A 25,700-nucleotide genomic window follows, 5' to 3' on the forward strand; every position below is an offset into this window, starting at 1 on the left:
GCTCGGCGGCATCCGTAGCGTGGAAGCACACCCACGAACAGGAGATCACCATCATGACCACCGCCACGCCCACCCCGTCGCAGCAGGCGCCGTTCGGCGAGCCGAACCCCTACGCGACCACCGCACCCGCGGCGGAGACGCGCGGATTCAGCATCTCGAGCCTCGTGCTCGGCCTCGTGTCGATCGTCGCGAGCTACACCTTCTTCGTGCCGATCGTCGGCCTCGTGCTCGGCGTCCTGGCGCTGAAGCGCGAGCCCGCGTCGCGCACGATGGCGATCTGGGGCATCGTGCTGAACGCGGTGATGCTCGCCGGGGCGGTGCTCGTGAGCCTCGGGGCCTTCGCCTTCGGCCTCGCGATGCTGCCCTTCGCGTTCCTCTGATCCTCGAGCCCGAACGGGCCGCGCCCCCGGCTTCGGGGCGCGGCCCGTTCGCCGTTCCCGTGTCGAGCGGATGCCGCGAGCCGGACGCGCTGCGTTCAGGCGTAGAAGCCGCGCAGCAGCGCCTCGGTCCCCCCGATGTGCTCGGCCATCGCCGCCGCGGCGTCGTCGGGGCTTCCGCGCAGGATCGCGTCGACGATGGCGCGGTGCTGCTCGTTCGAGTGGGCGATGTTCGGAGCGAGCAGCGGGATGCCGTCGAGGAGTTCGTTCACGCGCATGCGCACGTCCGCCACGAGCGGGATGACACTCGGAGTGCCGAGCACCTCGGCGATGAGCAGGTGCAGCCGCGAGTCCGCCATGCGGTACTGCTCGCCCGGCGCCGTGCGGCACTCCTCGTAGGCCTGCCAGAGGCGCTCCCGATCGCCCGCGGTGAGCTCGCTCTCGGCCGCCCGCCGCGCGACGCCGACCTCGATCACGGCGCGGAGTGCGAGCGTGTCCTCGAGCGCGGCGCCCGGGCCATGCGGGTCGCGGCCGGTGCCCGCCGTGACGGGTGAGGCCGTCGGCAGCTCATCCGAGACGAACGTGCCGCCGTACCGGCCGCGCCTGGCGACCACCCACCCCGCCTCTGCGAGCGACGCGATCGCCTCCCGGAGCGTGTCGCGGCTCACCTCGAGCATGCCTGCCAGCTCGCGCTCGGGGGGCAGCTGTTCGCCGGGGCCGATGAGCCCGAGCCGAATGGACTGGAGGAGGCGCTGCACGGTCTCCTCGAAGGCATTCGCCGGACGTGCGGGCGTGAGCAGGAGCCCGGCGCTCAGTACCTCTGCCACGGGCTCCGGAGCGGCGGCCTCGGCGGCGGCGTCGTCGCGAGCAGCCTCCGCAGCGGCATCCGCTCGGTCCTCGCGCTCCGCCATGTCCATGCCTTCGAGCCTAGAACGGCGTGACGTAGGCGGAGCTGATGCCGCCGTCGACGAGGAACGTGGACCCCGTGATGAACGACGCGTCGTCGCTCGCGAGGAACGCGACGGCCGCCGCGAGCTCCTCGGGCTCGGCGAACCGCCCCACGGGGATGTGCACGAGCCGCCGCTGCGCACGCCCGGGATCATTCGCGAACAGCTCCTGCAGCAGCGGCGTGTTCACCGGGCCCGGGCAGAGGGCGTTCACGCGGATGCCCTGGCGGGCGAACTGCACGCCGAGCTCACGGCTCATCGCGAGCACGCCACCCTTCGAGGCGGTGTAGGAGATCTGCGACGTCGCCGAGCCCAGCACCGCGACGAACGACGCCGTGTTGATGATCGAGCCGCGGCCCTGCGCCACCATGTGGCGGAGCGCTGCTCGCGAGCACAGGTACACCGACTTCAGGTTGACGTCCTGCACCTTCTGCCAGGCCGGCAGCTCGGTGGTCTCGATGGAGTCGTCGTCGGGTGGCGAGATGCCCGCGTTGTTGAACGCGATGTCCACGGAGCCGTAGGCGTCTGCGGCCGCGTCGAAGAGGTGGTCGACCTGGCGTTGGTCGGTCACATCGACCGGCACGTACAGACCGTCGACGAGGGTGGCGGCCGCATCGCCGGCATTCACGTCGAGGTCGCCGATCACGACCCTGGCTCCCTCGGCGGCGAGTCGCTTCGCCGTGGCGAGCCCGATGCCGGATGCCCCGCCGGTGATGACGGCGACGCGTCCGGCGAGGCGCTGGGTGAGGTCGATGCGGGGGAGGTCGGTCATGGTGCTCCTGTCGTGGGTTCGGGTCTCGATACGCGCGGCGCTAGTCGACCACCGGGGCGGGGTCGACGGCGAGGAAGACGTTCTTGGTCTCGGTGAAGGCGATCGGCGCGTCGGGGCCGAGCTCGCGCCCGAGGCCCGACTGCTTGAACCCGCCGAACGGCGTCGCATAGCGTACCGACGAGTGCGAGTTCACGCTGAGGTTGCCCGACTCCACGGCACGGGCCACCCGGATGCCGCGACTGAGGTCGCGCGTCCAGATGGAGCCCGACAGGCCGTACTCGCTCGCGTTCGCGAACTGGATCGCGTCGGCCTCGTCGTCGAACGGGAACACCGACACCACCGGGCCGAAGATCTCCTCCCGCGCGGCGCGCGAGTCGCGGGCGGGCGTCAGCACCGTCGGGGCGAACCAGTAGCCGGGGCCGCCGGGCGCGCTGCCGCGGAACGCGAGGTCCGTGTCGTCGGGCACGAACGAACGCACCCGGTCGAGGTGTGCGCGTGCCACGAGCGGACCCATCTCGGTCGCCTCCTCGGCGGGGTCGCCGACGCTCACGCCCTGCACAGCAGGCTCCAGGAGCTCCATGAACCGCTCGTAGACGCTGCGCTCCACGAGGATGCGACTGCGCGCGCAGCAGTCCTGCCCGGCGTTCTCGAACACGCCGTACGGCGCAGTGGCTGCGGCCTTCTCGAGGTCGGCGTCGGCGAACACGATGTTCGCGCTCTTGCCGCCGAGTTCCAGCGTCACGCGCTTCACCTGCGCCGCGCAGCCCGCCATGATGTGCTTGCCGACCTCGGTCGAGCCCGTGAACACGACCTTGCGCACGGTCTCGTGCGTGACGAACCGCTCGCCGACGACGGATCCCTTGCCGGGCAGGACCTGGAAGAGCCCCTCGGGCAGCCCGGACTCCAGGCCGAGCTCGGCGAGGCGCATGCTCGTCAGCGGCGTCCACTCGGCGGGCTTCAGCACGACCGCGTTGCCCGCGGCGAGGGCGGGGGCGAAGCCCCATGACGCGATCGTCATGGGGAAGTTCCACGGCGTGATCACGCCCACCACGCCGAGCGGCTCCTGGAATGTCACGTCGAGCCCGCCCGCCACCGGGATCTGGCGGCCGAACAGCCGTTCGGGAGCGGCCGAGAAGTACTCGAGCACGTCGCGCACGTGCCTCGCCTCCCACCGGGCCTGCGAGATCGGATGCCCCGAGTTGCGCACCTCGGTGGCGGCGAGCTCCTCGACGGCGCCGTCGACGGCCTCCGCGAAGCGCCGCAGCATCCGGCCCCGGTCGACTGGGGCGAGCGCCGCCCAGTCGCGCTGCGCCGCCGCCGCGCGGGCGATGGCGGCATCCGCCTCCTCGATCGAACTCGACGTGACGGTGGCGACGACCTGCTCGTCAGCGGGGTTCACGATCGTGTGGCTCACGAACGGCTCCTTCCCATGCGGTGGGTGCGGGCGGCCTCGACGAGCCCGGCGAACAGCCGGCGGTCGGCTGCGTTCTCCTCGGGATGCCACTGCACGCCGATCCCGAACGGCACCGAGTCGAGCTCGACGGCCTCGATGACGCCGTCCTCGCTGCGCGCGGTCACCGTGAGGCCTTCGGCGACCCGGTCGAGGGCCTGGTGGTGGTAGAAGTGCACGGACAGTGCGTCGGTGTCGGGCCCGAGTACGGCGGCCAGCCGAGAGCCGGTCTCGACCGCCACGTCCCCTTCGCCGAACACGGCGGGGGAGGGCTGGTACCGCTCGCTGCCGACGACGTCGGGCAGGTGCTGGTGCAGCGTGCCGCCGAGCGCGACGTTCAGCACCTGCGCACCGCGGCAGATGCCGAGGAACGGCAGTTCGATCGCGATGGCCTCGGCGAGCAGCGCGTCCTCCCACGCGTCGCGGTCGGAGCGCGGTGCGCCCGTGCGAGGGTGCGGGACCTGCCCGTAGCGGGCGGGGTCCACGTCGGCGCCGCCCGCGATGATGAGCCCGTCGAGGGAGGCGACGACCGAGCGTGCGATCTCGCGGGTGACCGGCTGCGGCGGCAGCAGCACGGCGATGCCGCCGGCATCCGTCACGGCGTCGAGGTAGACCTTCGGCAGGAACGACGCCGGCACGTCCCAGACTCCCGTCTGCGCCTGCTCGAGATAGGTGGTGACGCCGATCAACGGCGCGGATGCCGCCGGCACAGGCACCGGGGCATCCGCGTCGTCCCCCATCCCCCCGGTCCAGCCGCTCGTCGTCACAGCGTCGTCGGAGAACTCAGAGCCGTTCGAAGCCACGCACCCGCTCCCAGTCCGTCACTGCCGCGTCGTAGGCCGCGAGCTCGACGCGCGTGTTGTTCAGGTAGTGCTCGACGACCTCGTCGCCGAAGGCCTCGCGGGCGATCGTCGACCCGGCGAACAGGTCGGCGGATTCGCGGAGCGTGGCCGGCACGCGCGCGACGTCGCTCTCGTAGGCGTTGCCGATGAACACGTCCGCGGGTTCGAGCTGCTCGTCGATGCCGTGCAGGCCGGCGGCGATCAGTGCGGCGACGGCGAGGTACTGGTTGACGTCGCCTCCCGGCACCCGGTTCTCGACGCGCATGCCGTGGCCGCGGCCGACGACCCGGAGGGCGCACGTGCGGTTGTCGAGTCCCCATGCGATCGCGGTCGGGGCGAAGCTCCCGGCGACGTAGCGCTTGTACGAGTTCACGTTCGGCGCCGAGAAGAGCGTGAGCTCGCGCATGGCCGAGAGCTGCCCCGCGAGGAAGTGCCGGAACAGCTTCGACATGCCGTTCGGGGCATCCGGGTCGCTGAAGACGGCCTCGCCGCCTTGGCCGCGGAGGCTGATGTGGATGTGGCAGCTGTTGCCCTCCCGCTCGTCGAACTTCGCCATGAAGGTGAGCGACTTGCCGTGCTTGTCGGCGATCTCCTTCGCGCCGTTCTTGTAGATCGAGTGGTTGTCGCAGGTGCCGAGCGCATCCGTGTAGCGGAATGCGATCTCCTGCTGCCCGAGGTTGCACTCGCCCTTCACGCCCTCGCAGTACATCCCGGCGCCGTCCATCGAGTTGCGGATGTCCCGCAGCAGCGGCTCCATGCGCGTCGACGCGAGCAGCGCGTAGTCGATGTTGTAGTCGCTCGCGGGCGTGAGGTCGTGGTACCCCTTGCGCCAGGCGTCGCGGTAGGAGTCGTCGAAGACGATGAACTCGAGCTCGGTGCCGACGAACGCGGTCAGGCCGCGCTCGGCGAGCCGCTCAAGCTGGCGCTGCAGGATGCGACGGGGCGACGGCTCGACAGGCGTGCCGTCGAGCCACTGCAGGTCGGCGGTGACGAGCGCCGTCGCCTCGAGCCATGGGGCCATGCGGAGCGTCGTGAAGTCGGGAATCATAGCCATGTCGCCGTAGCCGCGCTCCCAGCTCGACATGGCGTAGCCGTCGACGGTGTTCATCTCGACATCGACCGCGAGCAGGTAGTTGCAGCACTCCGCGCCGTGCTGTGCGACGTCGTCGAGGAACAGGCGCGCCGACACGCGCTTGCCGACCAGGCGTCCCTGCATGTCGGTGAAGGCCACGATGACGGTGTCGACATGGCCGTCGGCGACGGCGCTGCGGAGCTGGTCGAGCGAGAGGTATCCGGTCGGTGCCGACATCCGGCTCCTCCTCGAGAACGTTGAATGGTCTGCGGTGGCGACCATTACATCACAGCCGGCGGGCCTTCGACAGTGGATTCGCCGCGTGATTGAGCGGGTGCCGAACGAATACCCCGGAAAAAGGTCTGTACGAGCCACCATTGCGCACTCTATAGTCGGGGCCAACGCATCGCATCCCCCCGCGCCCGCCCGAATCGGCCCGCGCGACGAGAGCAAGGGAACCACTATGTCGAAGGACACACTCAAGGTCTCGGGCGTGACGTACACGACCGCCGAGGACGGCTACTTCGAGAAACGACGCCTGAAGCGCTCGGCGGGAGTCTGGGGCCTCTGGGGCCTCGCCGTCGCCGCCGTCATCTCCGGAGACTTCTCGGGCTGGAACTTCGGTATCGACTTCGCCGGGTTCGGCGGCATGCTCATCGCCTTCGCGATCCTCGTGGCGATGTACTACGGCCTCATCTTCTCGATCGGGGAGATGTCGTCGGCGATGCCGCACACGGGAGGTGCCTACTCCTTCTCGCGCGCCGCGATGGGCCCATGGGGCGGATTCATCACCGGGCTCGCCGAGACGATCGAGTACGTCGCGACCACCGCCGTGATCGTGTACTTCTCGGCCGCGTATGCGGACAGCATCACGAGCGAGTTGCTCGGCTTCTCGATGCCGGCATGGATCTGGTGGGTCATCCTCTACGTCGCGTTCATCGCGCTGAACGCGGCCGGTGCCAACATCTCGTTCAAGTTCGCCATCGTCGTCTCGATCATCTCGATCGGCATCATCGTCGTGTTCTCGGCCATGGCGATCTTCTCGGGCGCATTCTCGTGGGACGCGCTGTGGGACATCGCACCCGACGCCGGGCAGACCGCGTTCCTTCCGCACGGCGTCCTGCCGATCCTGTTCGCCCTGCCGTTCGCGATGTGGTTCTTCCTCGGAATCGAGGAGCTCCCACTCGCTGCCGAGGAATCGCACGACCCCGTTCGCGACATCCCGAAGGCCGGGCTCATCGCCCGGGCGACGCTGATCATCACGGGTCTGCTCGTGCTCTTCCTGAACACCGGCGTGATCGGCGCAGAGGCTACCGGAACCGCCGGGGAACCGCTGCTCGACGGGTTCAGGGCCATCGTCGGCGACGGGATGGCAGCCGTGCTCTCGCTGTTCGCGCTGATCGGCCTGCTCGCGTCGTTGCAGGGCATCATGTTCGCCTACGGGCGCAACATGTACTCGCTGTCGCGGGCGGGCTACTACCCGAAGTTCCTCTCCCTCACTGGCAAGCGCCAAACCCCGTGGGTCGCACTCGTCGCCGGCGCGGTCATCGGGTTCGTCGCGCTCATCGTCGTCGACGCGCTCGGCGGCTCGACCGGCGTCGCCGGGGCGATCGTGCTCAACATCGCGGTGTGGGGTGCGGTGCTCGCCTACATCCTGCAGATGGTTGCGTTCGTCGTCCTCCGTCGCAAGTTCCCCGACGCCAAGCGGCCCTTCCGCAGCCCGTGGGGAGTGCCGGGCGCGGTGATCGCCGGCGTCATCGCCGCGCTCATCTTCTTCGGGACGCTGATCAATCCCACGTTCCTGCCGGCCATCATCGCGATCCTCGTCGTCTATGTCATCATGCTGATCGCCTTCGGCGTCTGGGGCCGGCACCGGCTGATCCTCTCGCCCGAGGAGGAGTACGCGGTCTCGGGCGGCCTGCACGGCGACCCGCAGGTCGAGGGCTACGGCGGGGAGGTCGAGACCGAGCTGCTCGCGGCCGACGGCGTCGACGAGCCCGCTCAGGTGCCGGCGGACGTCGTCGACGAGCCCGACAAGGTCTGAGGCGGCCGAGGTCCGGATCGACCGGATCTGGCCGACTGGAATGGGGCGGCGGGGCGTGGGGGCGCCCCGCCGCCCTCACGCGTGCGCCCGACGGCGGTAGGCTCGAAGGCGAGAAGAGGCGCGGCGACCCCGCGCGGACCACCCCGCGCGGCGATCCCGCGCGAACACGAGGCAATGGAGCCCCACAGTGTCGATGACCCGACCCGAACACCTGCCCGACCGCCTGACCAAGGAGGAGGAGCACGTGACGCACCCCGTCGACGTTCCGCCCGCCACCCGGACCGAGACCGATTCGCTCGGCAATGTCGAGGTGCCGGCCGACGCCTACTGGGGCGTGCACACCATGCGCGCGCTCGAGAACTTCCCGATCTCGAAGCGCCCGATCTCGGTCTACCCCGACCTCATTCGAGCCCTCGCTTCCGTGAAGCAGGCGGCCGCCCGCGCCAATCGCGAGCTCGGCGTGCTCAGCGCGCAGAAGGCCGCCTGGATCGACGAGGCGTGCCAGCGGATCATCGACGGCGAGTTCCACGACCAGTTCGTCGTCGGCGTCATCCAGGGCGGCGCCGGCACCTCGACCAACATGAACGCGAACGAGGTCATCACCAACGTCGCGCTCGAGATCGCCGGCTACCCCAAGGGCCGCTACGACATCCTGCACCCCATCGACGACGTCAACCGCAGCCAGTCGACGAACGACACGTACCCCACCGCGGTGAAGATCTCGCTCCTCTTCTTGCTGAGGACGCTCCTCGTCGAGCTCGAGCTGCTACGAAAGTCGTTCCTGCGCAAGGCGGACGAGTTCCACGACATCCTGAAGGTCGGGCGCACCCAGCTGCAGGACGCCGTGCCGATGACGCTCGGCCAGGAGTTCCACGGCTTCGCCACGACGCTCGGCGAGGACCACGCGCGCCTCACCGAGACCGTCTGGCTGCTCTCCGAGATCAACCTCGGCGCCACCGCGATCGGCACCGGCATCACGGCCGACCCCGGCTACGCGGCCGCCGCCGTGCGCCACCTCAACGAGATCAGCGCGCTCAGTCTCGAGACGGCGCCCGACCTCATCGAGTCCACGAGCGACGCCGGCGCGTTCATGTCGTTCTCGGGTTCGCTGAAGCGCAGCGCCATCAAGCTCTCGAAGATCTGCAACGACCTGCGCCTGCTCTCCTCGGGCCCGCAGGCCGGTCTCGGCGAGATCAACCTCCCGCCCCGTCAGGCGGGTTCGAGCATCATGCCCGGCAAGGTGAACCCGGTCATCCCCGAGGCGGTGAGCCAGGTGGCCTACGCCATCGCCGGCACGGATGTCACGGTGACCATGGCGGCCGAGGCGGGCCAGCTGCAGCTCAACGCCTTCGAACCCGTCATCGCCCACTCGCTGCTGCAGTCGATCACTTGGATGCGCCAGGCGTGCTGGACGCTGCGGGTCAACTGCGTCGACGGCATCACCGCGAACGTCGACCGGCTCGACGCGATGGTGGCCTCCAGCGTCGGCGTGATCACCGCGCTGATCCCGTTCATCGGGTACACGGCAGCGGCTTCGCTCGCGAAGCAGGCGCTCGCCACCGGGCGGCCCGTCGCCGACCTCGTGGTCGAGGCCGGGCTCATGACGCGTGAGGACGTCGAGCGACAGCTCGCTCCGTCGCGGCTCTCGGGCATGCATCCGATCACGACGGTCATCCCGGTCATCGACCTGCAGGGCGAGCCGCACGAGTGAGCGAGGCCGGGGGCCTCGGCTCCCGCCCGCGCGACGGTCGCGGCGTCCTAGACGATGCGGCAGTGCGTGGTGAGCGAGCCGATGCCCTCGATCGACACGGTGACGGTGGATCCGTCGCGCAGGAACACCTGCGGGTTGCGCGAGTAGCCGGCGCCACCGGGGCTGCCCGTCGAGATGAGGGTGCCCGGCGGGATCGTGGCGGAGCGCGAGAGGTAGGAGATGATCTCGGCGACGCCGCGCACCATCTCGTTCGTCGACGCGTCCTGCAGGATCCGGCCGTCGAGGTTGGTGGTGAGCCAGAGATCCTGCGGGTCGGCGATCTCGTCGGCGGTGACGACGACGGGCCCGGTGGGCGTGAAGCCGTCGAAGGACTTGCAGCGCGACCACTGGGCCTCGCTGAACTGCAGGTCGCGGGCGGTGATGTCGTTCACGACCGTGTAGCCCCACACGTAGTCGAGGGCGTCCCGCACGTGCACCCCCCGCGCCGGCCGGCCGATGATCACGCCGAGCTCGGCCTCGTAGTCGACCTGTGTCGTGAGGTCCTCTGGCCAGGCGGTGGTGCCGCCGTGCCCGGCGAGCGAGTTCGGCCAGAGGGAGAAGATCGTCATGGCCGTCTCGGAGCGGAGCTTCAGCTCCGAGGCGTGGGCGGCGTAGTTCGCGCCGATGGCGATGACCTGCGCAGGTCGCAGGATCGCTGAGGAGTGGCGGAGCTCGGACACCGGGACCAGCTCAGCGCCTGCCGCGAGGGCCTCGTCGACCATCGAGCGCACCTCGGCGAGCCCGTCGGGGCCGCGCTCGATGAGGTCCTGGAGGTCGCAGGGCGCCGAGGCCATCACGTCGTCGAGGAAGAGCGCAGCCTCGGCCACCACCACTGCGAGCCGAGGGGTCGTCTGGCCTTCGACTCTGAGGTGGGCGAATCTCACCCGTCTAGGCTATCGGGCACGTCGCGCGCACTGCTGTGCATGTCGTACAACGAACGACGGCGCGAACCCCGCCATGTCGACAACGGGGCGAGGGAAGCCGCCGTCATCGCCGATGCGGTGGGGTCAGGTCGTCGCGGGGCGCAGCCTGAGCTCCTGCATGCCCCCATCGACCGCGAGCGCGATCCCGGTCGTCGACGCGGCGGCGGGGCTGGCGAGGTAGGCGACGGCGTCGGCCACCTCGTCGGCGGAGACGAGGCGTCCGTGCGGCTGGCGCGCCTCGAGCGCGGCGCGCTCCGCGGCGGGGTCGGGCGCCGAGTCGAGGAGGCGTCCGACCCACGGCGTGTCCGCGGTGCCGGGGTTCACCGCGTTCACCCGGATGCCCTCGCGCAGGTGGTCGGCCGCCATCGCCCTGGTGAGGGCGGCCACGGCGCCCTTGCTCGCGCTGTAGAGCGCCCGCTCCGGCAGTCCCGCGGTGGCGGCGATCGACGAGGTGTTCACGATCGCCGCGGCGGGGGAGCGGCGCAGGTGCGGCAGCGCGGCGCGGCTGACCCGGGCCATGCCGACGACGTTGACGTCGAGCACCCGATGCCATTCGTCGTCGGCATTCGCCTCCACCGTCCCCTGGGCGCCGATGCCCGCGTTGTTGACGAGGATGTCGATGCGACCGAACTCGGCGGCCACGCGATCGACGCCGGCGCGGACGCTCGTGTCGTCGGCGACGTCGACGGCGACGGCGAGATCGGCCTCGGGCGCGGCATCCGGTTGCAGGTCGAAGACGGCGACCCGGGCGCCGTCGTGCCGCAGCCGTCGCGCGATCGCGGCGCCGATGCCGGATGCCCCTCCGGTGACGATCGCGACGAGGCCGGTGAAGTCGTGGTTCATGATGGTCGGTGGTCCTTTCGATCAGCCGGAGACGATGCGCTGGCGCTGGCGGCCGAGGCCATCGATCTCGAGCTCGACGACGTCGCCCGGCGCGAGGTAGGGGAAGCGTCCGGAGAGCGCGACGCCCTCGGGAGTGCCGGTGAGCACGAGGTCGCCGGGCTCGAGCACGAGCACCTGGCTGAGCTCGTGGACGATGCGGTCGATGCCGAAGATGAGGTCGGCGGTGCGCGAATCCTGGCGGGGCTCGCCGTTCACGAAGCTCCTGAGGCGCACGTCGTCGGCGTCGACCTCGTCTGCCGTGACGAGCCAGGGTCCCATCGGGCAGAAGCCAGGTGCGCTCTTGCCCTTCGACCACTGCCCGCCCGATGAGGCGAGCTGCCAGTCGCGCTCGGAGAGGTCGTTGGCCGTGACGTACCCCGCGATGTGCCGGCGGGCGTCGGCTCGGGAGTCGAGGTAGCTCGCACGGCTGCCGATCACGACGCCGAGCTCCACCTCCCAGTCGGTCTTCGTGCTGCCGCGGGGGATGGCGACGTCGTCGAACGGGCCGACGACCGTGTTCGGGGACTTCATGAACATGACGAGGTGCTCAGGCGGCGCCGAGCCGGACTCCGCGGCGTGCGCGGCGTAGTTCATGCCGATGCAGTAGATCGCGGAGGGACGCGCGATCGGTGCGCCGACTCGCAGCGACGCGGCATCCGCGAGCTCGCTGAGGGTGCCCGAGGCGAGTGCGGCGCGCGCGCGACCCATGCCGCCCGAGGCGAGGAACCCGCCATCGATGTCGTTCGCGACCGATCGCAGGTCGAGGGCGCGATCGCCGTCGAGCACGACGGGGATCTCGGCTCCGATCGGGCCGAGCCGGGCCATTCTCATGCTGGTCCTCTCCATTGAGTGGGGCTGAACATCTGAACTCTCAGGCGACTCAGCGCGGGATTCTCCCCGATTCTTGCACAAGATCCGAGAGTTGACAGCGGAGACATCCGATGTTTATGCTCGGGTTCGCCACGAAAGGACGCCATGAGCACGATCGTCAGTGTTAACACCAGGGACATCCGCTTCCCGACCTCGCTCCAGCTCGACGGATCGGATGCGATGAACCCCGACCCCGACTACTCGGCGGCCTACCTCGCGATCCGCACGGACGCGGGCGACGGGCTCGAGGGCCACGCGTTCGTCTTCACCATCGGGCGTGGCAACGAGGTGCAGGTCGCCGCGCTCGAGGCCCTTCGCGGGCACCTGATCGGCCGGGACGTGGAGGAGCTCCTCGGTGACATGGGCGCCGCGTCGCTGCGCCTGACGCACGATTCCCAGCTGCGCTGGCTCGGGCCCGAGAAGGGCGTCATGCACATGGCGATCGGCGCCGTCGTCAACGCGCTCTGGGACCTCCGCGCGAAGCGCGCCGGCCGACCGCTCTGGCAGCACCTGGCCGGCCTCAGCCCCGAGGAGCTCGTATCGCTCGTCGACTTCCGCTACCTCACCGACGCGATCACGCCTTCGGAGGCCCTGGGGATCCTGCGCGCTGCCGAGCCCGGTCGTGCGGAGCGCACCGCACGACTTCTCGAGGTCGGGTACCCCGCCTACACGACCACGCCCGGCTGGCTCGGCTACTCGGACGAGAAGCTCGAGCGGCTCTGCCGCGAGGCGGTCGCCGACGGCTTCCCGCAGATCAAGCTCAAGGTCGGCGCGAGCCTCGAGGACGACATCCGACGGCTCGGCATCGCACGGCGCGCCGTGGGTCCCGACTTCCCGGTCGCGATCGACGCCAACCAGCGCTGGGACGTCGCCGACGCGATCGAGTGGGTGAACGCGCTCGCCGAGTTCGCGCCCGCGTGGATCGAGGAGCCGACGAGCCCCGACGACGTCCTCGGGCACGCCGCCATCGCCAGGGGGATCGAACCCGTGCGCGTCGCGACGGGCGAGCACGTGCAGAACCGCATCGTCTTCAAACAGTTGCTCCAGGCCGGCGGCATGGACGTCATGCAGATCGACGCCACGCGCGTCGGGGGCGTCAACGAGAACATCGCCAACCTGCTCCTCGCGGCGAAGTTCGGCGTGCTGGTCTGCCCGCATGCCGGCGGCGTCGGCCTGTGCGAGGCCGTGCAGCACCTCTCCATGTTCGACTACGTCGCCGTGTCGGGCACGATGGACGGACGCATGATCGAGTACGTCGACCACCTGCACGAGCACTTCGTGACCCCCACGATCGTCGCGCGCGGTCGGTACCTGACCCCGACGGCGCCCGGGGCCGGCACCGAGATGCTCGCGGACTCCATCGACGCGTACACGTGGCGCGGCGCCCACGCGGAGGCACCGGCATGACCACGGCCACGAGCGCCGAGCGACTCGGACCCGTCGGCTTCGGCGAGCGCGACGCCATCCTCCGCCGCACCGCTGATCGCGTCTATCTCGATCCAAAGGTCCGATCCTTGGTGGCAAGATGACCACCGACGCCGGAAATTCACCCGAAACACCCCGTCAAACATCGGATGAGTAGTACACTTCATCCCGTCCATCTCAAGGAAGAGAGGCCCACGTGCTGAGCGGAATCCACCCGATCCTCGCCGGCGACCTGCTCGCCGAGCTCGATCGGCTCGGGCACGGTGACGAGCTCGTCGTCGCCGACGCGAACTTCCCGGCGCACCACGTCGCCGCCGGCGAGGCATCCGTCGTCGAGGCACCGGGGCTCTCGTCGCCCGCGGTCGTGGCGGTGATCCGCACCGTCGTCCCGCTGGACCGGTACGAGGGCGAGTCCGTGCTGCTCATGGCCGCGGAAGGCGGCGAGCGCCTGCCGGTGCAGCACGAACTCGTCGAGGCCGCGAGCGCGCCCGCCGACCGCGTCGCGGAGCTGGAGCGGTTCGCGTTCTACGAGCGGGCGGCAGCGGCCGGACTGGTCGTGCGCACGGGCGAGCTGCGGCCATACGGGAACGTCGTGCTTCGCAAGGGCGTCGTCAACGAGTACCACCCCTCTGGAGCGGCGGGATGAGCGCGGCGGCCGCCCCGCTCCTCGAGCTCGAGGGCGTGAGCAAGGGGTTCCCGGGCGTGCAGGCGCTCGACGACGTGCGCCTCGACCTCCGCCATGGCGAGGTGCTGGCCCTCGTGGGCGAGAACGGCGCCGGCAAGTCGACCCTCATGAAGCTGCTCGCCGGCATCTACACACCCGATTCGGGCATGTTCCGCATGAACGGGCACGAGCTGGTGCTCGACGGGCCCCGGCACGCCCAGGAGCAGGGCATCAGCATCATCCACCAGGAGTTCAACCTGATGCCCGACCTCACGGTCGCGCAGAACATCTTCATCGGGCGCGAGGAGCGTGGCGCCGGCATCTTCCTCGACGATCGCGCGCTCAACCGCCGGGCGCGTGAGCTCTTCGACCGGCTGGGCCTCGCGCTCGATCCCGCGGAGCCGGTCGAACGGCTCACCGTGGCCCGCCAGCAGATGGTCGAGATCGCGAAGGCCCTCTCGTTCGACGCGAAGGTGCTCATCATGGACGAGCCGACCGCCGCGCTGAACGACGCGGAGGTCGACGTGCTGTTCGAGCTCATCGGGCGGTTCCGGTCGCCCGAGACCGGCGTCATCTACATCTCGCACCGCATGGAGGAGCTCTCGCGCATCTCCGACCGCATCACCGTGCTGCGCGACGGTCGCTACATCGCCACGCTCGACACGGACGCCGCCGAACAGCGCGAGGTCATCTCGCTGATGGTCGGCCGAGAGCTCCACGGCGAGGAGCGGCCGGCGCCGGCGCGGGCCGACGCCGAACCGATCCTCTCGGTGCGCGGGCTCTCGACGAAGCGGCTGCTCAGGGACGTCAGCTTCGAGGTGCATGCAGGCGAGATCCTGGGCTTCGCCGGGCTCATGGGGGCCGGCCGCACCGAGGTCGCCCGCGCGGTCGTCGGCGCCGATCGCCGCGAGTCCGGCGTCATCACCGTGCGCGGGCGCGAGGTGCAGATCCAGAGCCCCGCGGATGCCGCGCGCCTCGGCATCGGCTACCTCTCCGAGGACCGCAAGCAGCTGGGCGTCCTCCTCGAGCGGAGCGTGCGCGAGAACATCGTGCTCGCGTCGCTGCGCGACTACCTCGGCGCCCTCGGCTTCGTCAGGGACCGCCGTATCGAGGCCACCGGACGCGAGTACGTGGGCAAGCTCCGCATCAAGACGCCGTCGACCGCCCAGCTCGTGCGCAACCTCTCGGGCGGCAACCAGCAGAAGGTCGTGATCGCCAAGTGGCTCGCGAAGGACTGCGACGTGCTCATCTTCGACGAGCCGACCCGCGGCATCGACGTCGGGGCGAAGGAGGAGATCTACGCACTGCTTCGGGAGCTCGCCGACCACGGCAAGGCGATCATCATGATCTCCTCGGAGCTGCCCGAGGTGCTCCGCCTCGCGAACCGGATCGCCGTGATGGCGGAGGGGCGGCTCACCGCCGTGCTCGACAACGCCGATGCCACCCAGGAGAACGTCATGGACTACGCCACCCGCTTCAGTGCCGAAGGGACGATCGCACAATGAGCCCCACCACCACGCGCCCCCCGACCCACGAGACACCGTCGACCTCGGCCCAGGCCGCGATCGAGGCCGGCAGGCCGCGGTTCGCCCGCCTGCGCGGTTCGCTCCAGCAGTTCCTCGCCGCCGCGAGCCTGATCGTGATCGTGGCGTTCTTCTCCTTCACGAGCTCGCACTTCTTCACCGCGAACAACCTCGTCTCGATCCTGACGGCAGCCACGGTCACCGGCATCCTCGCCCTCGGGACGACATTCGTGATCATCACCGGCGGCATCGACCTGTCGATCGGCACCGGGATGGTGCTCTGCGGGGTGATGACGGGTGTCTTCCTCACGTACTGGGGCTGGCCGCTCTGGGCCGGCGTCGCCGCGACCATCCTGTTCGGCGGCCTCATCGGGCTCGTGAACGGCGTGAACGTCTCGGTGCTCGGCATCCCGCCGTTCATCGCGACGCTCGGCATGATGCTCATCGCCGCGGGCCTCTCGCTCGTGATCTCGGGCACGAAGCCCATCTACTTCAACGAGACCCCCGAGTTCCAGCAGATCATGAACCTGTCGATCATCCCGGGCCTGCGCTTCCCGCTCGGCGTCGCGATCTTCATCGTCATGATCGTCGTGGCCGCCGTCCTCCTGTCGAAGACGATCGTCGGCCGCTACGCGTTCTCGATCGGGTCGAACGAGGCCGCGACCGCCCTGTCGGGCATCAACGTGCGGCGCTGGAAGATCGTCATCTACACGATGGCCGGCCTGTTCGTGGGCCTCGCCGGGGTGCTCTCGGCGTCGCGTCTCTCCTCGGCGCAGCCGACGGGGGGCCTAGGGCTCGAGCTCGAGGCCATCGCGGCCGTCGTCATCGGCGGCACGTCGCTGCAGGGCGGCAAGGGCTCGATCGTCGGCACCGTCATCGGCGCCCTCATCATGGCCGTGCTCACGAACGGCCTTCGCATCATCTCGGTCCCGCAGGAATGGCAGTCGGTCGCGGTCGGCATCGTCATCCTGGTCGCCGTCTACCTGGACATGCTCCGACGTCGACGGGCCTGAGGCATCGGGGCGCGCCCCGGAGCATCCGCAACACCTCACCGAAAATCACCCACCACAGCAACACAGACACAAGGGAGTGACCATGTTCAAGAAGCGCACGATCGGGGCCGTCATCGGCCTCGCAGCCGCAGCACTCGTGCTCGCGGGTTGCGCGAGCGACGGCGGAGGCTCGGCCGACGGAGGCGGCGACAAGCCCTACGTCGCGCTCGTCTCGAAGGGCTTCCAGCACCAGTTCTGGCAGGCCGTGAAGAGCGGCGCCGAGCAGGCGGCCGAGGAGTTCGACGTCGAGATCACCTTCGAGGGCCCCGACACCGAGGCGGATGTCGACCAGCAGATCCAGATGCTCCAGACCGCCTTGGACAAGAGCCCCGCGGCCGTCGGATTCGCCGCGCTCGACAGCCAGGCGGCGGGTCCGCTGCTGCAGCAGGCGAAGGACTCCGGCATCCCGGTGGTCGCCTTCGACTCGGGCGTCGACAGCGACATCCCGGTCACCACCGCGGCCACGGACAACCTCGCCGCGGCCGCGGAGGCCGCCAAGCACCTCGCCGAGGCGGTCGGCCACGCCGGCAAGGTCGCCCTGGTGGTGCACGATCAGACCTCCCTCACGGGGCAGCAGCGTCGTGACGGCTTCGTCGAGTACATGGAGGAGAACGAGCCCGACATCGAGATCGTCGACATCCAGTACGGCGGCGGCGACCAGGCCAAGTCCGCCGACCTGGCGAAGGCGATCATCGCCGCCAACCCCGACCTGAAGGGCATCTACGGCGCGAACGAGGGCTCGGCGATCGGCGTCGTCCAGGCGGTCAAGGAACTCGGCATCGACCCGGCGCAGCTCGTGGTGGTCGGCTTCGACTCCGGCAGTGCGCAGATGGACGCGATCCGCGACGGGCTCATGCTCGGCGCGATCACGCAGAACCCGGTCGGCATCGGCTACGAGACCGTGAAGGCGGCCGTCGAGGCGATCGACGGGAAGGATCTGCCCGAGACGATCGACACCGGCTTCTACTGGTACGACGCGTCGAACATCGACGACGAGGAGATCCAGGCCGTGCTCTACGAGTAGGACCCCCAGGGTGGGCGGGGCGTCGGCGTTGCCGGCGCCCCGTTCGCGTGCCGCCGGCTGGTCGCGGGCGGTCCGATCAGAGCGCCGATCGGAGCCACTGCTCCACGCCGGACACGTGCACGACGGTGAGCGCGGACGCCAGGTCGGCATCGCCGGCCGCGATCGCATCGAGGATGGCATGGTGCTCCTGGAGCGTGCGATCCACCGCGTTCTCCTGCGTGATGCCGCGCCAGATCCGAGCGCGTACGGTGTGGCTCGAGAGCGAGTCGATGAGGCTCGCGAGGTAGGTGTTGCCCGTCGCCTCGGCGATGCCGCGGTGGAACTCGAGGTCGTGCTCCACGAGGCTCTCGACGTCGGCCGCGTGGTCGACGCTCTCCACGATGTCGCGCAGGTGCGCGAGGTCGTCCGCTGCGGCGTTCCGGGCGGCGAGGGCGGATGCCGCGGGCTCGAGGATGCGGCGTACGGCGAAGATCTCGAGCACCGACTGGTCGTCGTGCAGGTCGACGACGAACGACATGGCCTCGAGCAGCAGACGCGGCTCGAGGCTCGTGACGTAGGTGCCGTCGCCGCGACGCACGTCGAGCACGCGGATGACCTCGAGTGCCTTCACCGCCTCGCGCAGCGACGAACGGCTGAGGCCGAGGCGCTCGCTGAGCTCCTTCTCGGGGGGAAGCCGATCGCCGGGCGCGAGGTCGCCCTCGAGGATCATCTCCTTGATGCGCAGGATCGCTTCGTCGGTGACCGCCATGCCCGCATCGTAGCGCGTGGCGGGGCAGACATCGGATCTCTACACCGCGGCGCGCCACAGGTGCATCGACGCGTAGCTGCGCCACGGCGCCCACCGTGCGCCCTCGGCTCGGAGCGCCGACTCCTCGGCGGGCAGTCCGAGCGCGGCGGCGCCGTTGCGAAGGGCGAGATCGCTCGTGAGGAGCACGTCGGGCGCCCGCGTGACGCGCATGGCCACGTAGCCCGCCGTCCACGGCCCGATGCCGGGCACGGCGAGGAGGTCGTACGCGAGGTCCTCGCGCTCGCGCTCCGCGGCCACCACGAGGTCGCCCGAGTCCAGGCGGCGTGCGACGTCGACGATCGTGCGGATGCGCGCGGCGGGCCCGCGCAGCACCCGAGCCCCCTCCGCCGCGATGGCTCCGGCAGTGGGGAACAGCACGGTGGGCCCGTCGTCTCCGCCCGTGCGCTCGCCGAGCTCCGCGGCGAGACGGGCGAGCGCGGTACGTGCCGACTTCACCGACACCTGCTGGCCCACGAGCGCGCGGACGATGAGCTCGTGGGGGTCGAGGCATCCCGGCACCCTGATGCCGGGCACCGCCGTGACGGATGCCGCGAGGCGCGGGTCGGAGGCCAGGGCGGCGTCGATCGCCACGGCGTCGGCGTCGAGGTCGAACAGCCGGCGCACGCGTGCGACGAGCGGGGGAAGGTCGGCGAGGGTCGCGAGCCACGCCTCGACGTCGATCGACGGCGCGTCGGCGTCGCCGCCGGCGTCGAACCGCACCACGGCAGGGCCGCCCGGCAGGCGCAGCGAACGGCGGTAGTGCAGCGGCCCCGCCTCCTCGACGCCGTCGAGGGCGCGTGCGCCGAGCCACGCGAACACGCCCGCGGCGTCGAACGGCGCACGCGCGGGCAGTCGGAGGCGCACGAGGCCGGCGTGCGGGTCGGCCGCCGTGGGGACAGATACGCCGTCGGCGCCGGCGTGCTCGACGCTCCGGCCCCGGCCGCTGTCGGCGGGCCACGGGCGGCCGCGCTCCCGCAGGCGTGCCGCCGCACGCAGCTCGAGCGGGCTGCGCTCGTACACGGCCCGGATCGTGTCGTTGAACTGGCGGATGCTGCCGAAACCTGACGCGAAGGCCACGTCGGCCGCGGGCAGCGACGTCGACGTGAGCAGCGCGCGTGCGGTCTGCGCGCGGTGCGCCCGCGACAGCGCGAGCGGCCCGGCGCCGAGCTCGGCGGTGAGCACCCGGGTGAGATGGCGCGGCGTGTAGCCGAGCCGCGCGGCGAGGCCCGGGACGCCGTCGCGCTCGACCACGCCGTCGGCGATGAGGCGCATGGCGCGCGCGGCGAGGTCGTCGCGCAGGTCCCACTCGGGGGAGCCTGGCACCGCATCGGGCAGGCACCGCTTGCACGCCCGCAGACCCGCCTCGTGGGCCGCGGCGGCCGTGAGGTAGAAGCTGACGTTCGACGGCTTGGGCGCGACGGCCGGGCAGCTCGGCCTGCAGTAGATGCCCGTGGAGTGCACGCCGGTGATGAACTGGCCGTCGAAGCGCGCGTCGCGCGCCTGCATCGCCCGGTAGCGCTCGGCGAAGACGGGGTCGGCGAGCGGGTCGGCGGGCCGGGTCGGCGTGGCAGTCGTCGGGGTCATGCGACCAGCCTCGCACGACCCGCCGACGTCGACCAGCGGAAATCGGACATGGCCGCGTCGCTAGGGTGGAGGGATGCCGACCGACGTGCTCGCCAGCCTCCACGACGCCCTCGGGGCATCCGTCACAACCGATCCCGCCGTACTCGACGCCACACGCGAGGACCGCTCGGGCTGGAGGAGCGCGACCCGCCCGCTCGCGGTCGTGCATGCGGCATCCGTCGACGACGTGCAGGCCGTGATGCGCATCGCCCACGCCGCCGGCACCCCCGTCGTGCCACGCGGAGCGGGCACGGGCCTCGCCGGCGGCGCCATCGCGAGCCCGGGCGCGATCGTGCTCGACGTCTCGCGCATGAACCGGATCCTCGAGCTCTCCGAGGCCGACGAGCTCGCGGTCGTCGAGCCGGGCGTGCTCAATGGCGACCTGAACGACGCCCTCGCCCCGCTCGGCCTGTGGTTCGCGCCCGACCCCGCGAGCCGCGCGATCTCGTCGATCGGCGGAAACATCGCCACGAACGCCGGGGGCCTCCTCTGCGCGAAGTACGGCGTGACCCGCGAGGCGGTACTTGGCCTCGCCGTGGTGCTCGCCGACGGCCGCCTGCTGCGCACCGGCCACCGCACCGTGAAGGGCGTGACGGGCTACGACCTGACCGCGCTCCTGACCGGCTCGGAGGGCACGCTCGGCGTCATCGTCGAGGCCACGGTGCGGCTGCGTCCGCTGACGCCGGGCGAGGTCGTCACCGTCGCCGCGGCGTTCCCCGACGTCGAGGCGGCCGCCGCGGCATCCGCTGCGGTCACCGCCGCCCGCATCCGGCCCGCCGTGCTCGAGCTGATCGACGCCGCCGGCCTCGCCCGGGTCGCTGCCCACCTCGGCCACGAGGCGCTCGCCGGCACGCCGCTCGAGACGATCTCGGCGGGGGAGGCGTTCCTCATCGCGCAGAGCGACGCCTACGGCGCCGCCACCGAGGCAGAGCGCATCGCCGACGCGTTCGCCACGGCCGGCGGCAGGGTCACGGTGTCGACGGATGCCGCGACGGGCGAACGCCTGCTCGACATCCGCCGTGCCATGCACCCCGCCCTCGCGGCATCCGGCCAGGTGCTCATCGAGGACGTCGCGGTGCCCCGGTCGCGGTTGCCGGAGATGTTCCGCGCGATCGAGGCGATCGGGGCGCGCCACGGCATCGAGATCCCGACGATCGCGCACGCGGGCGACGGCAACCTGCACCCGAACTTCGTGTTCGCGGGCGACGACGTGCCGGCCGACGTCTGGGCGGCCGCCGACGAGATGTTCCGCACCGCGGTCGCCCTGGGCGGCACGCTCACTGGCGAGCACGGCGTGGGGATCCTGAAGCGCCGCTGGCTCGCCGAGGAGCTCGGGGCCGACTCGTTCGAGCTCCAGCGGGGCATCAAGGCGCTGTTCGACCCGACGGGCATCCTCAACCCCGGCGTCATGTTCGAGTCGCCCGCCCGCTGAGGCATCCGCTCGATATGCTGCGCGGGTGACCACCGCGCCGCAGCCCGCCCGCAACCCGTCGCCCGCGCCGCCGCTGTGGACGACGCCGCCGAAGGGCCGCGGCGGCGGAACGGCGTTCTCGGTCGCGGGCATCGTCGTGGCCGGCCTCGTCGGCCTCCTGGTCGTCGCCTACCTCGCCGCCGGGCTGGGCGTGTCGACGCTCGCGATCGGCTCGGTGCTCGCGCTCGTGCCGCTCGCCGTGGTGCTCCTGGCCGTACGGTGGGTCGACCGGTGGGAGCCCGAGCCCCGATGGGCGCTGTGGTTCGCATTCCTGTGGGGCGCGGCCGTGTCGGTCGCGATCGCGCTCGTCGTCGACCTCGGGGTGCAACTCACGATCGCCTTCGCGGAACCCGGCGGCACCCCCGACGAGGCGCTGCAGGCGGTGGTGCAGGCGCCGCTCGTCGAGGAGGCGGCGAAGGGGATCGGCGTGCTGCTCGTCTTCGCGTTCTCCCGCTCGCACTTCGACGGCCCGGTCGACGGACTCGTCTACGCGGCCACGGTGGCGGCGGGCTTTGCGTTCACCGAGAACATCCTCTACTTCGGCGCCGCGCTCGCCGAGGGAGGGGCGAGCGAACTCGGCGCCACGTTCGTCGTGCGCGGCATCTTCTCGCCGTTCGCGCACGTGCTCTTCACGGCGTGCACCGGCCTCGCCATCGGCATCGGCGCGCGACGCGGCAGCGGGGCGAGCGTGATCGGCTGGTTCCTCTTCGGGCTGGCGGGTGCGGTGCTGCTGCATGCGCTCTGGAACGGCTCGCTCGCGTTCGCCTCCGATGCGATCGGGCTCTACTTCACGGTGCAGGTGCCGATCTTCCTCGGCGCGGTGCTGCTCACGGTGTTCCTCAGGCGTCAGGAGGTGCGGATCACCCGCGCGCGGCTCGCCGAGTACGGCGCCGCCGGTTGGTTCAGCCCCTCCGAGGTCGAGATGCTCGCGACCCCGGCCGGCCGGCGGCAGGCGCGTGCGTGGGCACGTGCGCAGACACCGCCGCGCACCGCCCTGATGCGCAAGCTCATCACGGATGCCACGCACCTGGCGTTCACGCGGCACCGAACGCTCTCGGGGCGCGAAGGACGTCGCGGGGCCGTCGACGAGCAGACGCTGCTCGAGGCCGTCGCGGCCGACCGGGTGGCCCTCCTTCGCTGAGCCCAGTGTGCGGTCCTGGATCCGCTCGGCTCACGGCGGGCACGGATAGGATGGCGGCATCCGGAATCGACGGCGATCGGAGACGGCATGCCCGTGCCGCGGCATCCGCAGGACCTCGACCTGCACGACCTGCGCGACCGCCTTCTGCGCGCCCAGGAGGCCGCGATCGCCACGGGCACGGTGCCGCCCGTGCTGCGCCCGGTGGTTCGCGAGTCGTGGGAGCGGGCGATCCGCGGCGCGATCGACCCCGATCACGCCCTGCCGCGCCTCGAGCTCGACGAGGACGCTTTCCGCGAGTACCGCGCTTCGCATGCGCTGGCGCCCGTGATGCCGGTCATCCGTCGGCTCCTCGTCGACGGGGCGGATGACGCGGGGCTCGTCGTCGCGGTCGGCGACGCCCACGGGCGCCTGCTCTGGGTGGAGGGCGACGCAGGCCTGCGCCGCCGAGCAGAGGACATGCTCTTCGTCGCCGGCGCCGACTGGTCGGAGGCGAGCATCGGCACGAGCGCGCCCGGCACCGCCCTCGAGCTCGACCGCGCCGTGCAGATCCGCGGGGCGGAGCACTTCAACCGCATCGTGCACCCGTGGAGCTGCACGGCCGCTCCCGTGCACGACCCCGCCACCGGCGCCCTGCTCGGCGTCATCGACATCACCGGCACCGACCACGCCGTGGCCCTGCACACGCTGTCGCTCGTCTCGGCCACCGTGGCCGCGGTCGAGGCGGAGCTGCGCATCGCGAGCCTGGAGTCCACGGTGCGGACGACGCTCCGGCGATCGCGGATGGTGGCCGTCCCGGCCGCGCGTCCGGCCCGGACGCCGCTCACCGTGCTCGGCGAGCGGCGACCTCGGCTCGGCACGCACGAGCTCAGCCCGCGCCATGCGGAGATCCTGACGCTCCTCGCCTGGCATCGAGGCGGGCTCGGCGCCGAGCGGCTGGCGGCGCTCGTCTACGAGGGCGCTGCGTCGCCCGTGACCCTCCGGGCCGAGGTCGTGCGGCTCCGCCGGGTGCTCGAGGCGGCGGGGGAACCGCCGCTCGAGTCGCGCCCGTACCGGCTCGGACGCGAGGTCGAGCTCGACGCGGCATCCGTCGCGAAGCTCCTCGGCCAGGGCGCGCTGCGCCGCGCCGCCGAGCGGTACGCAGGGCCGGTGCTGCCGTCGTCGTCGGCCCCCGGCATCGTGGAGCTCCGAGAGGAGCTCGCCGCGCGGCTGCGTGAGTCGATGCTCTCGGATGCCTCGCCCGAGCTGCTCGCCGCGTACGTCGAGCGCGATGAGTGCCGGTACGACGCGGAGGTGTGGCGGGCGCTCCTCGAGATCCTGCCGCCGCGATCCCCACGTCGCGCCTCGGTCGTGGCGCACCTGGAGCGCATCGAGGCTGCGCTGCGCTGAGTGGGGTCGGATGCCGCGGCATCCGCTCGTTGCAACCGCATCGCAACCCCGGGGCAACCGGGCCGCAACGCCCGCGCGCATATCGTGACGTCGACCCTCGCAGGACACCCTCGCGGGGCACTGGACAACGACGTCATGAGGAGACACGATGACCGTGTACGCCGCGCCCGGCACCGCCGGCGCACTGATCGAGTTCGCACCCCGCTACGAGAACTTCATCGGGGGCGAGTGGGTGAAGCCCGTGAAGGGCGCCTACTTCGAGAACATCTCGCCCGTGAACGGCAAGCCGTTCACCGAGGTCGCCCGCGGCACCGCGGAGGACATCGAGCTCGCGCTCGACGCCGCGCACCGCGCCGCGCCCGCGTGGGGACGCACGAGCGCCGCCGAGCGCGCCGCCGTGCTGCACCGCATCGCCGACCGCATCGATGCCAACCGCGACGTGCTCGCCGTGGCGGAGACCTGGGACAACGGAAAGTCGATCAGGGAGCCGCTGAACGCCGACCTGCCGCTCGCGAGCGACCACTTCCGCTACTTCGCGAGCCTCATCCGCGCACAGGAGGGCAGCTTCACCCAGCTCGACAATGACACCGTCGCGTACCACTTCCACGAGCCGCTCGGCGTGGTCGGGCAGATCATCCCGTGGAACTTCCCCCTGCTCATGGCGGTCTGGAAGCTCGCGCCGGCCCTCGCCGCGGGCAACTGCGTCGTGCTGAAGCCCGCCGAGCAGACGCCGACGTCGATCCTCGTGCTCATCGGCCTCATCGCCGACCTGCTGCCCGCGGGCGTCGTGAACGTGGTGAACGGGTTCGGCGTCGAGGCCGGGAAGCCGCTCGCCTCGTCGAACCGCATCCGCAAGATCGCGTTCACCGGCGAGACGACGACGGGCCGCCTCATCCTGCAGTACGCGTCGAACAACATCATCCCGTCGACCGTGGAGCTCGGCGGCAAGAGCCCGAACATCGTGTTCGAATCGGTCGCCGACCGGCGCGACTCGTTCTACGACAAGGCGCTCGAGGGCTTCAGCCTGTTCGCGTTCAACCAGGGCGAGGTGTGCACGTGCCCGAGCCGGTCGCTCATCCAGCGCTCGATCTACGACACGTTCCTCGACGACGCGATCGAGCGCACGAAGCAGGCGAAGCAGGGCAACCCGCTCGACACCGAGACGCAGGTCGGTGCGCAGGCGTCGAACGACCAGCTCGAGAAGATCCTGAGCTACATCGACATCGGCAAGCAGGAGGGCGCGAAGCTGCTGCTCGGCGGGGAGCGCGTCGACCTCGGCGGCGACCTCAGCGGCGGGTACTACGTGGCGCCCACGATCTTCGAGGGCGAGAACCGCATGCGGCTGTTCCAGGAGGAGATCTTCGGACCGGTGGTCGCCGTCACGAGCTTCCGCGACTACGACGACGCGATCTCGATCGCGAACGACACGCTCTACGGGCTCGGCGCCGGCGTATGGAGCCGCAACGGCAACGAGGCGTACCGCGCCGGCCGCGACATCCAGGCGGGCCGCGTCTGGGTGAACAACTACCACGCGTACCCTGCTGGTGCGGCGTTCGGCGGCTACAAGTCGTCGGGCATCGGCCGCGAGAACAACAAGCTCGCCCTCGACCACTACCAGCAGACGAAGAACCTCCTCGTCAGCTACAACGAGAACCCGCTCGGGTTCTTCTGATCC

The 25,700-nt window shown here is 71.0% G+C and carries 22 protein-coding genes; 12 read left to right on the top strand and 10 right to left on the bottom strand.

The window, feature by feature from the left end; all coding sequences use genetic code 11:
- Nucleotides 1-53: 53 nt before the first annotated feature.
- Complete coding sequence (locus ASG80_RS11320) at nt 54-380, top strand: DUF4190 domain-containing protein (RefSeq protein ID WP_235508278.1); 327 nt, start codon at nt 54-56, stop codon at nt 378-380.
- Nucleotides 381-475: 95 nt separating this feature from the next.
- Here the strand turns inward: ASG80_RS11320 and ASG80_RS11325 are convergent, their stop codons facing one another.
- From ASG80_RS11325 to ASG80_RS11345, 5 genes are read right to left on the bottom strand one after another with little or no spacing between them, the layout of a single operon-like run.
- Complete coding sequence (locus ASG80_RS11325) at nt 476-1,294, bottom strand: FadR/GntR family transcriptional regulator (RefSeq protein ID WP_235508279.1); 819 nt, start codon at nt 1,292-1,294, stop codon at nt 476-478.
- A 10-nt stretch (nt 1,295-1,304) separates the two neighbouring features.
- Nucleotides 1,305-2,096 carry a 3-oxoacyl-ACP reductase gene (locus ASG80_RS11330; RefSeq protein WP_056730601.1) on the bottom strand — a complete coding sequence of 264 codons (792 nt, stop codon included), beginning with the start codon at nt 2,094-2,096 and terminating at the stop codon, nt 1,305-1,307.
- 40 nt (nt 2,097-2,136) lie between these two features.
- Nucleotides 2,137-3,510, bottom strand: a complete 1,374-nt coding sequence (locus tag ASG80_RS11335; RefSeq protein WP_056730603.1) for an aldehyde dehydrogenase — start codon at nt 3,508-3,510, stop codon at nt 2,137-2,139.
- The gene (locus tag ASG80_RS11340) at nt 3,507-4,286 is read right to left on the bottom strand and encodes a gamma-glutamyl-gamma-aminobutyrate hydrolase family protein (protein ID WP_056730604.1); all 780 of its coding nucleotides are present in this window, start codon (nt 4,284-4,286) and stop codon (nt 3,507-3,509) included. Before ASG80_RS11340 ends, ASG80_RS11335 begins: the two co-directional genes overlap by 4 nt.
- A gap of 43 nt (nt 4,287-4,329) precedes the next feature.
- Nucleotides 4,330-5,697: a glutamine synthetase family protein gene (locus tag ASG80_RS11345; protein ID WP_056730606.1), complete on the bottom strand. Its 1,368-nt coding sequence runs from the start codon at nt 5,695-5,697 to the stop codon at nt 4,330-4,332.
- 226 nt (nt 5,698-5,923) lie between these two features.
- On the opposite strand from ASG80_RS11345, the gene ASG80_RS11350 reads away from it, so the two are divergent.
- Both ASG80_RS11350 and ASG80_RS11355 read left to right on the top strand, forming a co-directional pair.
- Nucleotides 5,924-7,504, top strand: coding sequence for an amino acid permease (locus ASG80_RS11350; RefSeq protein WP_056730608.1), 1,581 nt, complete (start codon nt 5,924-5,926; stop codon nt 7,502-7,504).
- A 193-nt stretch (nt 7,505-7,697) separates the two neighbouring features.
- A complete protein-coding gene (locus tag ASG80_RS11355) occupies nt 7,698-9,215 on the top strand; it encodes an aspartate ammonia-lyase (protein ID WP_082590154.1) in 1,518 nt (505 codons plus the stop codon).
- A gap of 47 nt (nt 9,216-9,262) precedes the next feature.
- Here the strand turns inward: ASG80_RS11355 and ASG80_RS11360 are convergent, their stop codons facing one another.
- From ASG80_RS11360 to ASG80_RS11370, 3 genes are all read right to left on the bottom strand, one after another.
- Nucleotides 9,263-10,138 (bottom strand): fumarylacetoacetate hydrolase family protein, encoded by an 876-nt coding sequence (locus ASG80_RS11360; protein ID WP_056730610.1) that lies wholly within the window; start codon nt 10,136-10,138, stop codon nt 9,263-9,265.
- A gap of 123 nt (nt 10,139-10,261) precedes the next feature.
- Nucleotides 10,262-11,020: an SDR family NAD(P)-dependent oxidoreductase gene (locus ASG80_RS11365; RefSeq protein WP_056730612.1), complete on the bottom strand. Its 759-nt coding sequence runs from the start codon at nt 11,018-11,020 to the stop codon at nt 10,262-10,264.
- A gap of 21 nt (nt 11,021-11,041) precedes the next feature.
- Nucleotides 11,042-11,890: a fumarylacetoacetate hydrolase family protein gene (locus tag ASG80_RS11370; RefSeq protein WP_056730614.1), complete on the bottom strand. Its 849-nt coding sequence runs from the start codon at nt 11,888-11,890 to the stop codon at nt 11,042-11,044.
- Between the two features lie 144 nt (nt 11,891-12,034).
- On the opposite strand from ASG80_RS11370, the gene ASG80_RS11375 reads away from it, so the two are divergent.
- From ASG80_RS11375 to ASG80_RS11395, 5 genes are all read left to right on the top strand, one after another.
- Complete coding sequence (locus tag ASG80_RS11375; RefSeq protein WP_056730616.1) at nt 12,035-13,336, top strand: L-fuconate dehydratase; 1,302 nt, start codon at nt 12,035-12,037, stop codon at nt 13,334-13,336.
- Nucleotides 13,337-13,550: 214 nt separating this feature from the next.
- Nucleotides 13,551-14,000, top strand: a complete 450-nt coding sequence (locus ASG80_RS11380; protein ID WP_056730618.1) for an RbsD/FucU family protein — start codon at nt 13,551-13,553, stop codon at nt 13,998-14,000.
- A complete protein-coding gene (locus ASG80_RS11385; RefSeq protein ID WP_056730620.1) occupies nt 13,997-15,523 on the top strand; it encodes a sugar ABC transporter ATP-binding protein in 1,527 nt (508 codons plus the stop codon). The genes ASG80_RS11380 and ASG80_RS11385 overlap by 4 nt, the downstream gene beginning before the upstream one ends.
- Nucleotides 15,520-16,554 carry an ABC transporter permease gene (locus ASG80_RS11390; RefSeq protein WP_082590156.1) on the top strand — a complete coding sequence of 345 codons (1,035 nt, stop codon included), beginning with the start codon at nt 15,520-15,522 and terminating at the stop codon, nt 16,552-16,554. The genes ASG80_RS11385 and ASG80_RS11390 overlap by 4 nt, the downstream gene beginning before the upstream one ends.
- An 82-nt stretch (nt 16,555-16,636) precedes the next feature.
- Entirely contained in the window at nt 16,637-17,617 is a 981-nt protein-coding gene (locus tag ASG80_RS11395; RefSeq protein WP_056730977.1) for an ABC transporter substrate-binding protein, read from the top strand.
- Nucleotides 17,618-17,693: 76 nt separating this feature from the next.
- Here the strand turns inward: ASG80_RS11395 and ASG80_RS11400 are convergent, their stop codons facing one another.
- A complete protein-coding gene (locus ASG80_RS11400) occupies nt 17,694-18,365 on the bottom strand; it encodes a FadR/GntR family transcriptional regulator (protein ID WP_056730623.1) in 672 nt (223 codons plus the stop codon).
- A gap of 39 nt (nt 18,366-18,404) precedes the next feature.
- Complete coding sequence (locus ASG80_RS11405; protein ID WP_056730626.1) at nt 18,405-19,988, bottom strand: DNA-3-methyladenine glycosylase 2 family protein; 1,584 nt, start codon at nt 19,986-19,988, stop codon at nt 18,405-18,407.
- A 73-nt stretch (nt 19,989-20,061) separates the two neighbouring features.
- On the opposite strand from ASG80_RS11405, the gene ASG80_RS11410 reads away from it, so the two are divergent.
- The 4 genes from ASG80_RS11410 to ASG80_RS11425 all read left to right on the top strand — a co-directional run bounded on the left by ASG80_RS11410 (nt 20,062) and on the right by ASG80_RS11425 (nt 25,697).
- A complete protein-coding gene (locus ASG80_RS11410; RefSeq protein WP_056730628.1) occupies nt 20,062-21,459 on the top strand; it encodes an FAD-binding oxidoreductase in 1,398 nt (465 codons plus the stop codon).
- Between the two features lie 25 nt (nt 21,460-21,484).
- Nucleotides 21,485-22,639, top strand: a complete 1,155-nt coding sequence (locus ASG80_RS11415; protein ID WP_082590158.1) for a PrsW family intramembrane metalloprotease — start codon at nt 21,485-21,487, stop codon at nt 22,637-22,639.
- 87 nt (nt 22,640-22,726) lie between these two features.
- Nucleotides 22,727-24,025, top strand: coding sequence for a GAF domain-containing protein (locus ASG80_RS11420; protein WP_056730631.1), 1,299 nt, complete (start codon nt 22,727-22,729; stop codon nt 24,023-24,025).
- 148 nt (nt 24,026-24,173) lie between these two features.
- Nucleotides 24,174-25,697, top strand: a complete 1,524-nt coding sequence (locus ASG80_RS11425; RefSeq protein ID WP_056730633.1) for an aldehyde dehydrogenase family protein — start codon at nt 24,174-24,176, stop codon at nt 25,695-25,697.
- Nucleotides 25,698-25,700: the final 3 nt, after the last annotated feature.

This window comes from Agromyces sp. Soil535, from assembly GCF_001428255.1.
Classification (GTDB): Bacteria; Actinomycetota; Actinomycetes; order Actinomycetales; family Microbacteriaceae; genus Agromyces.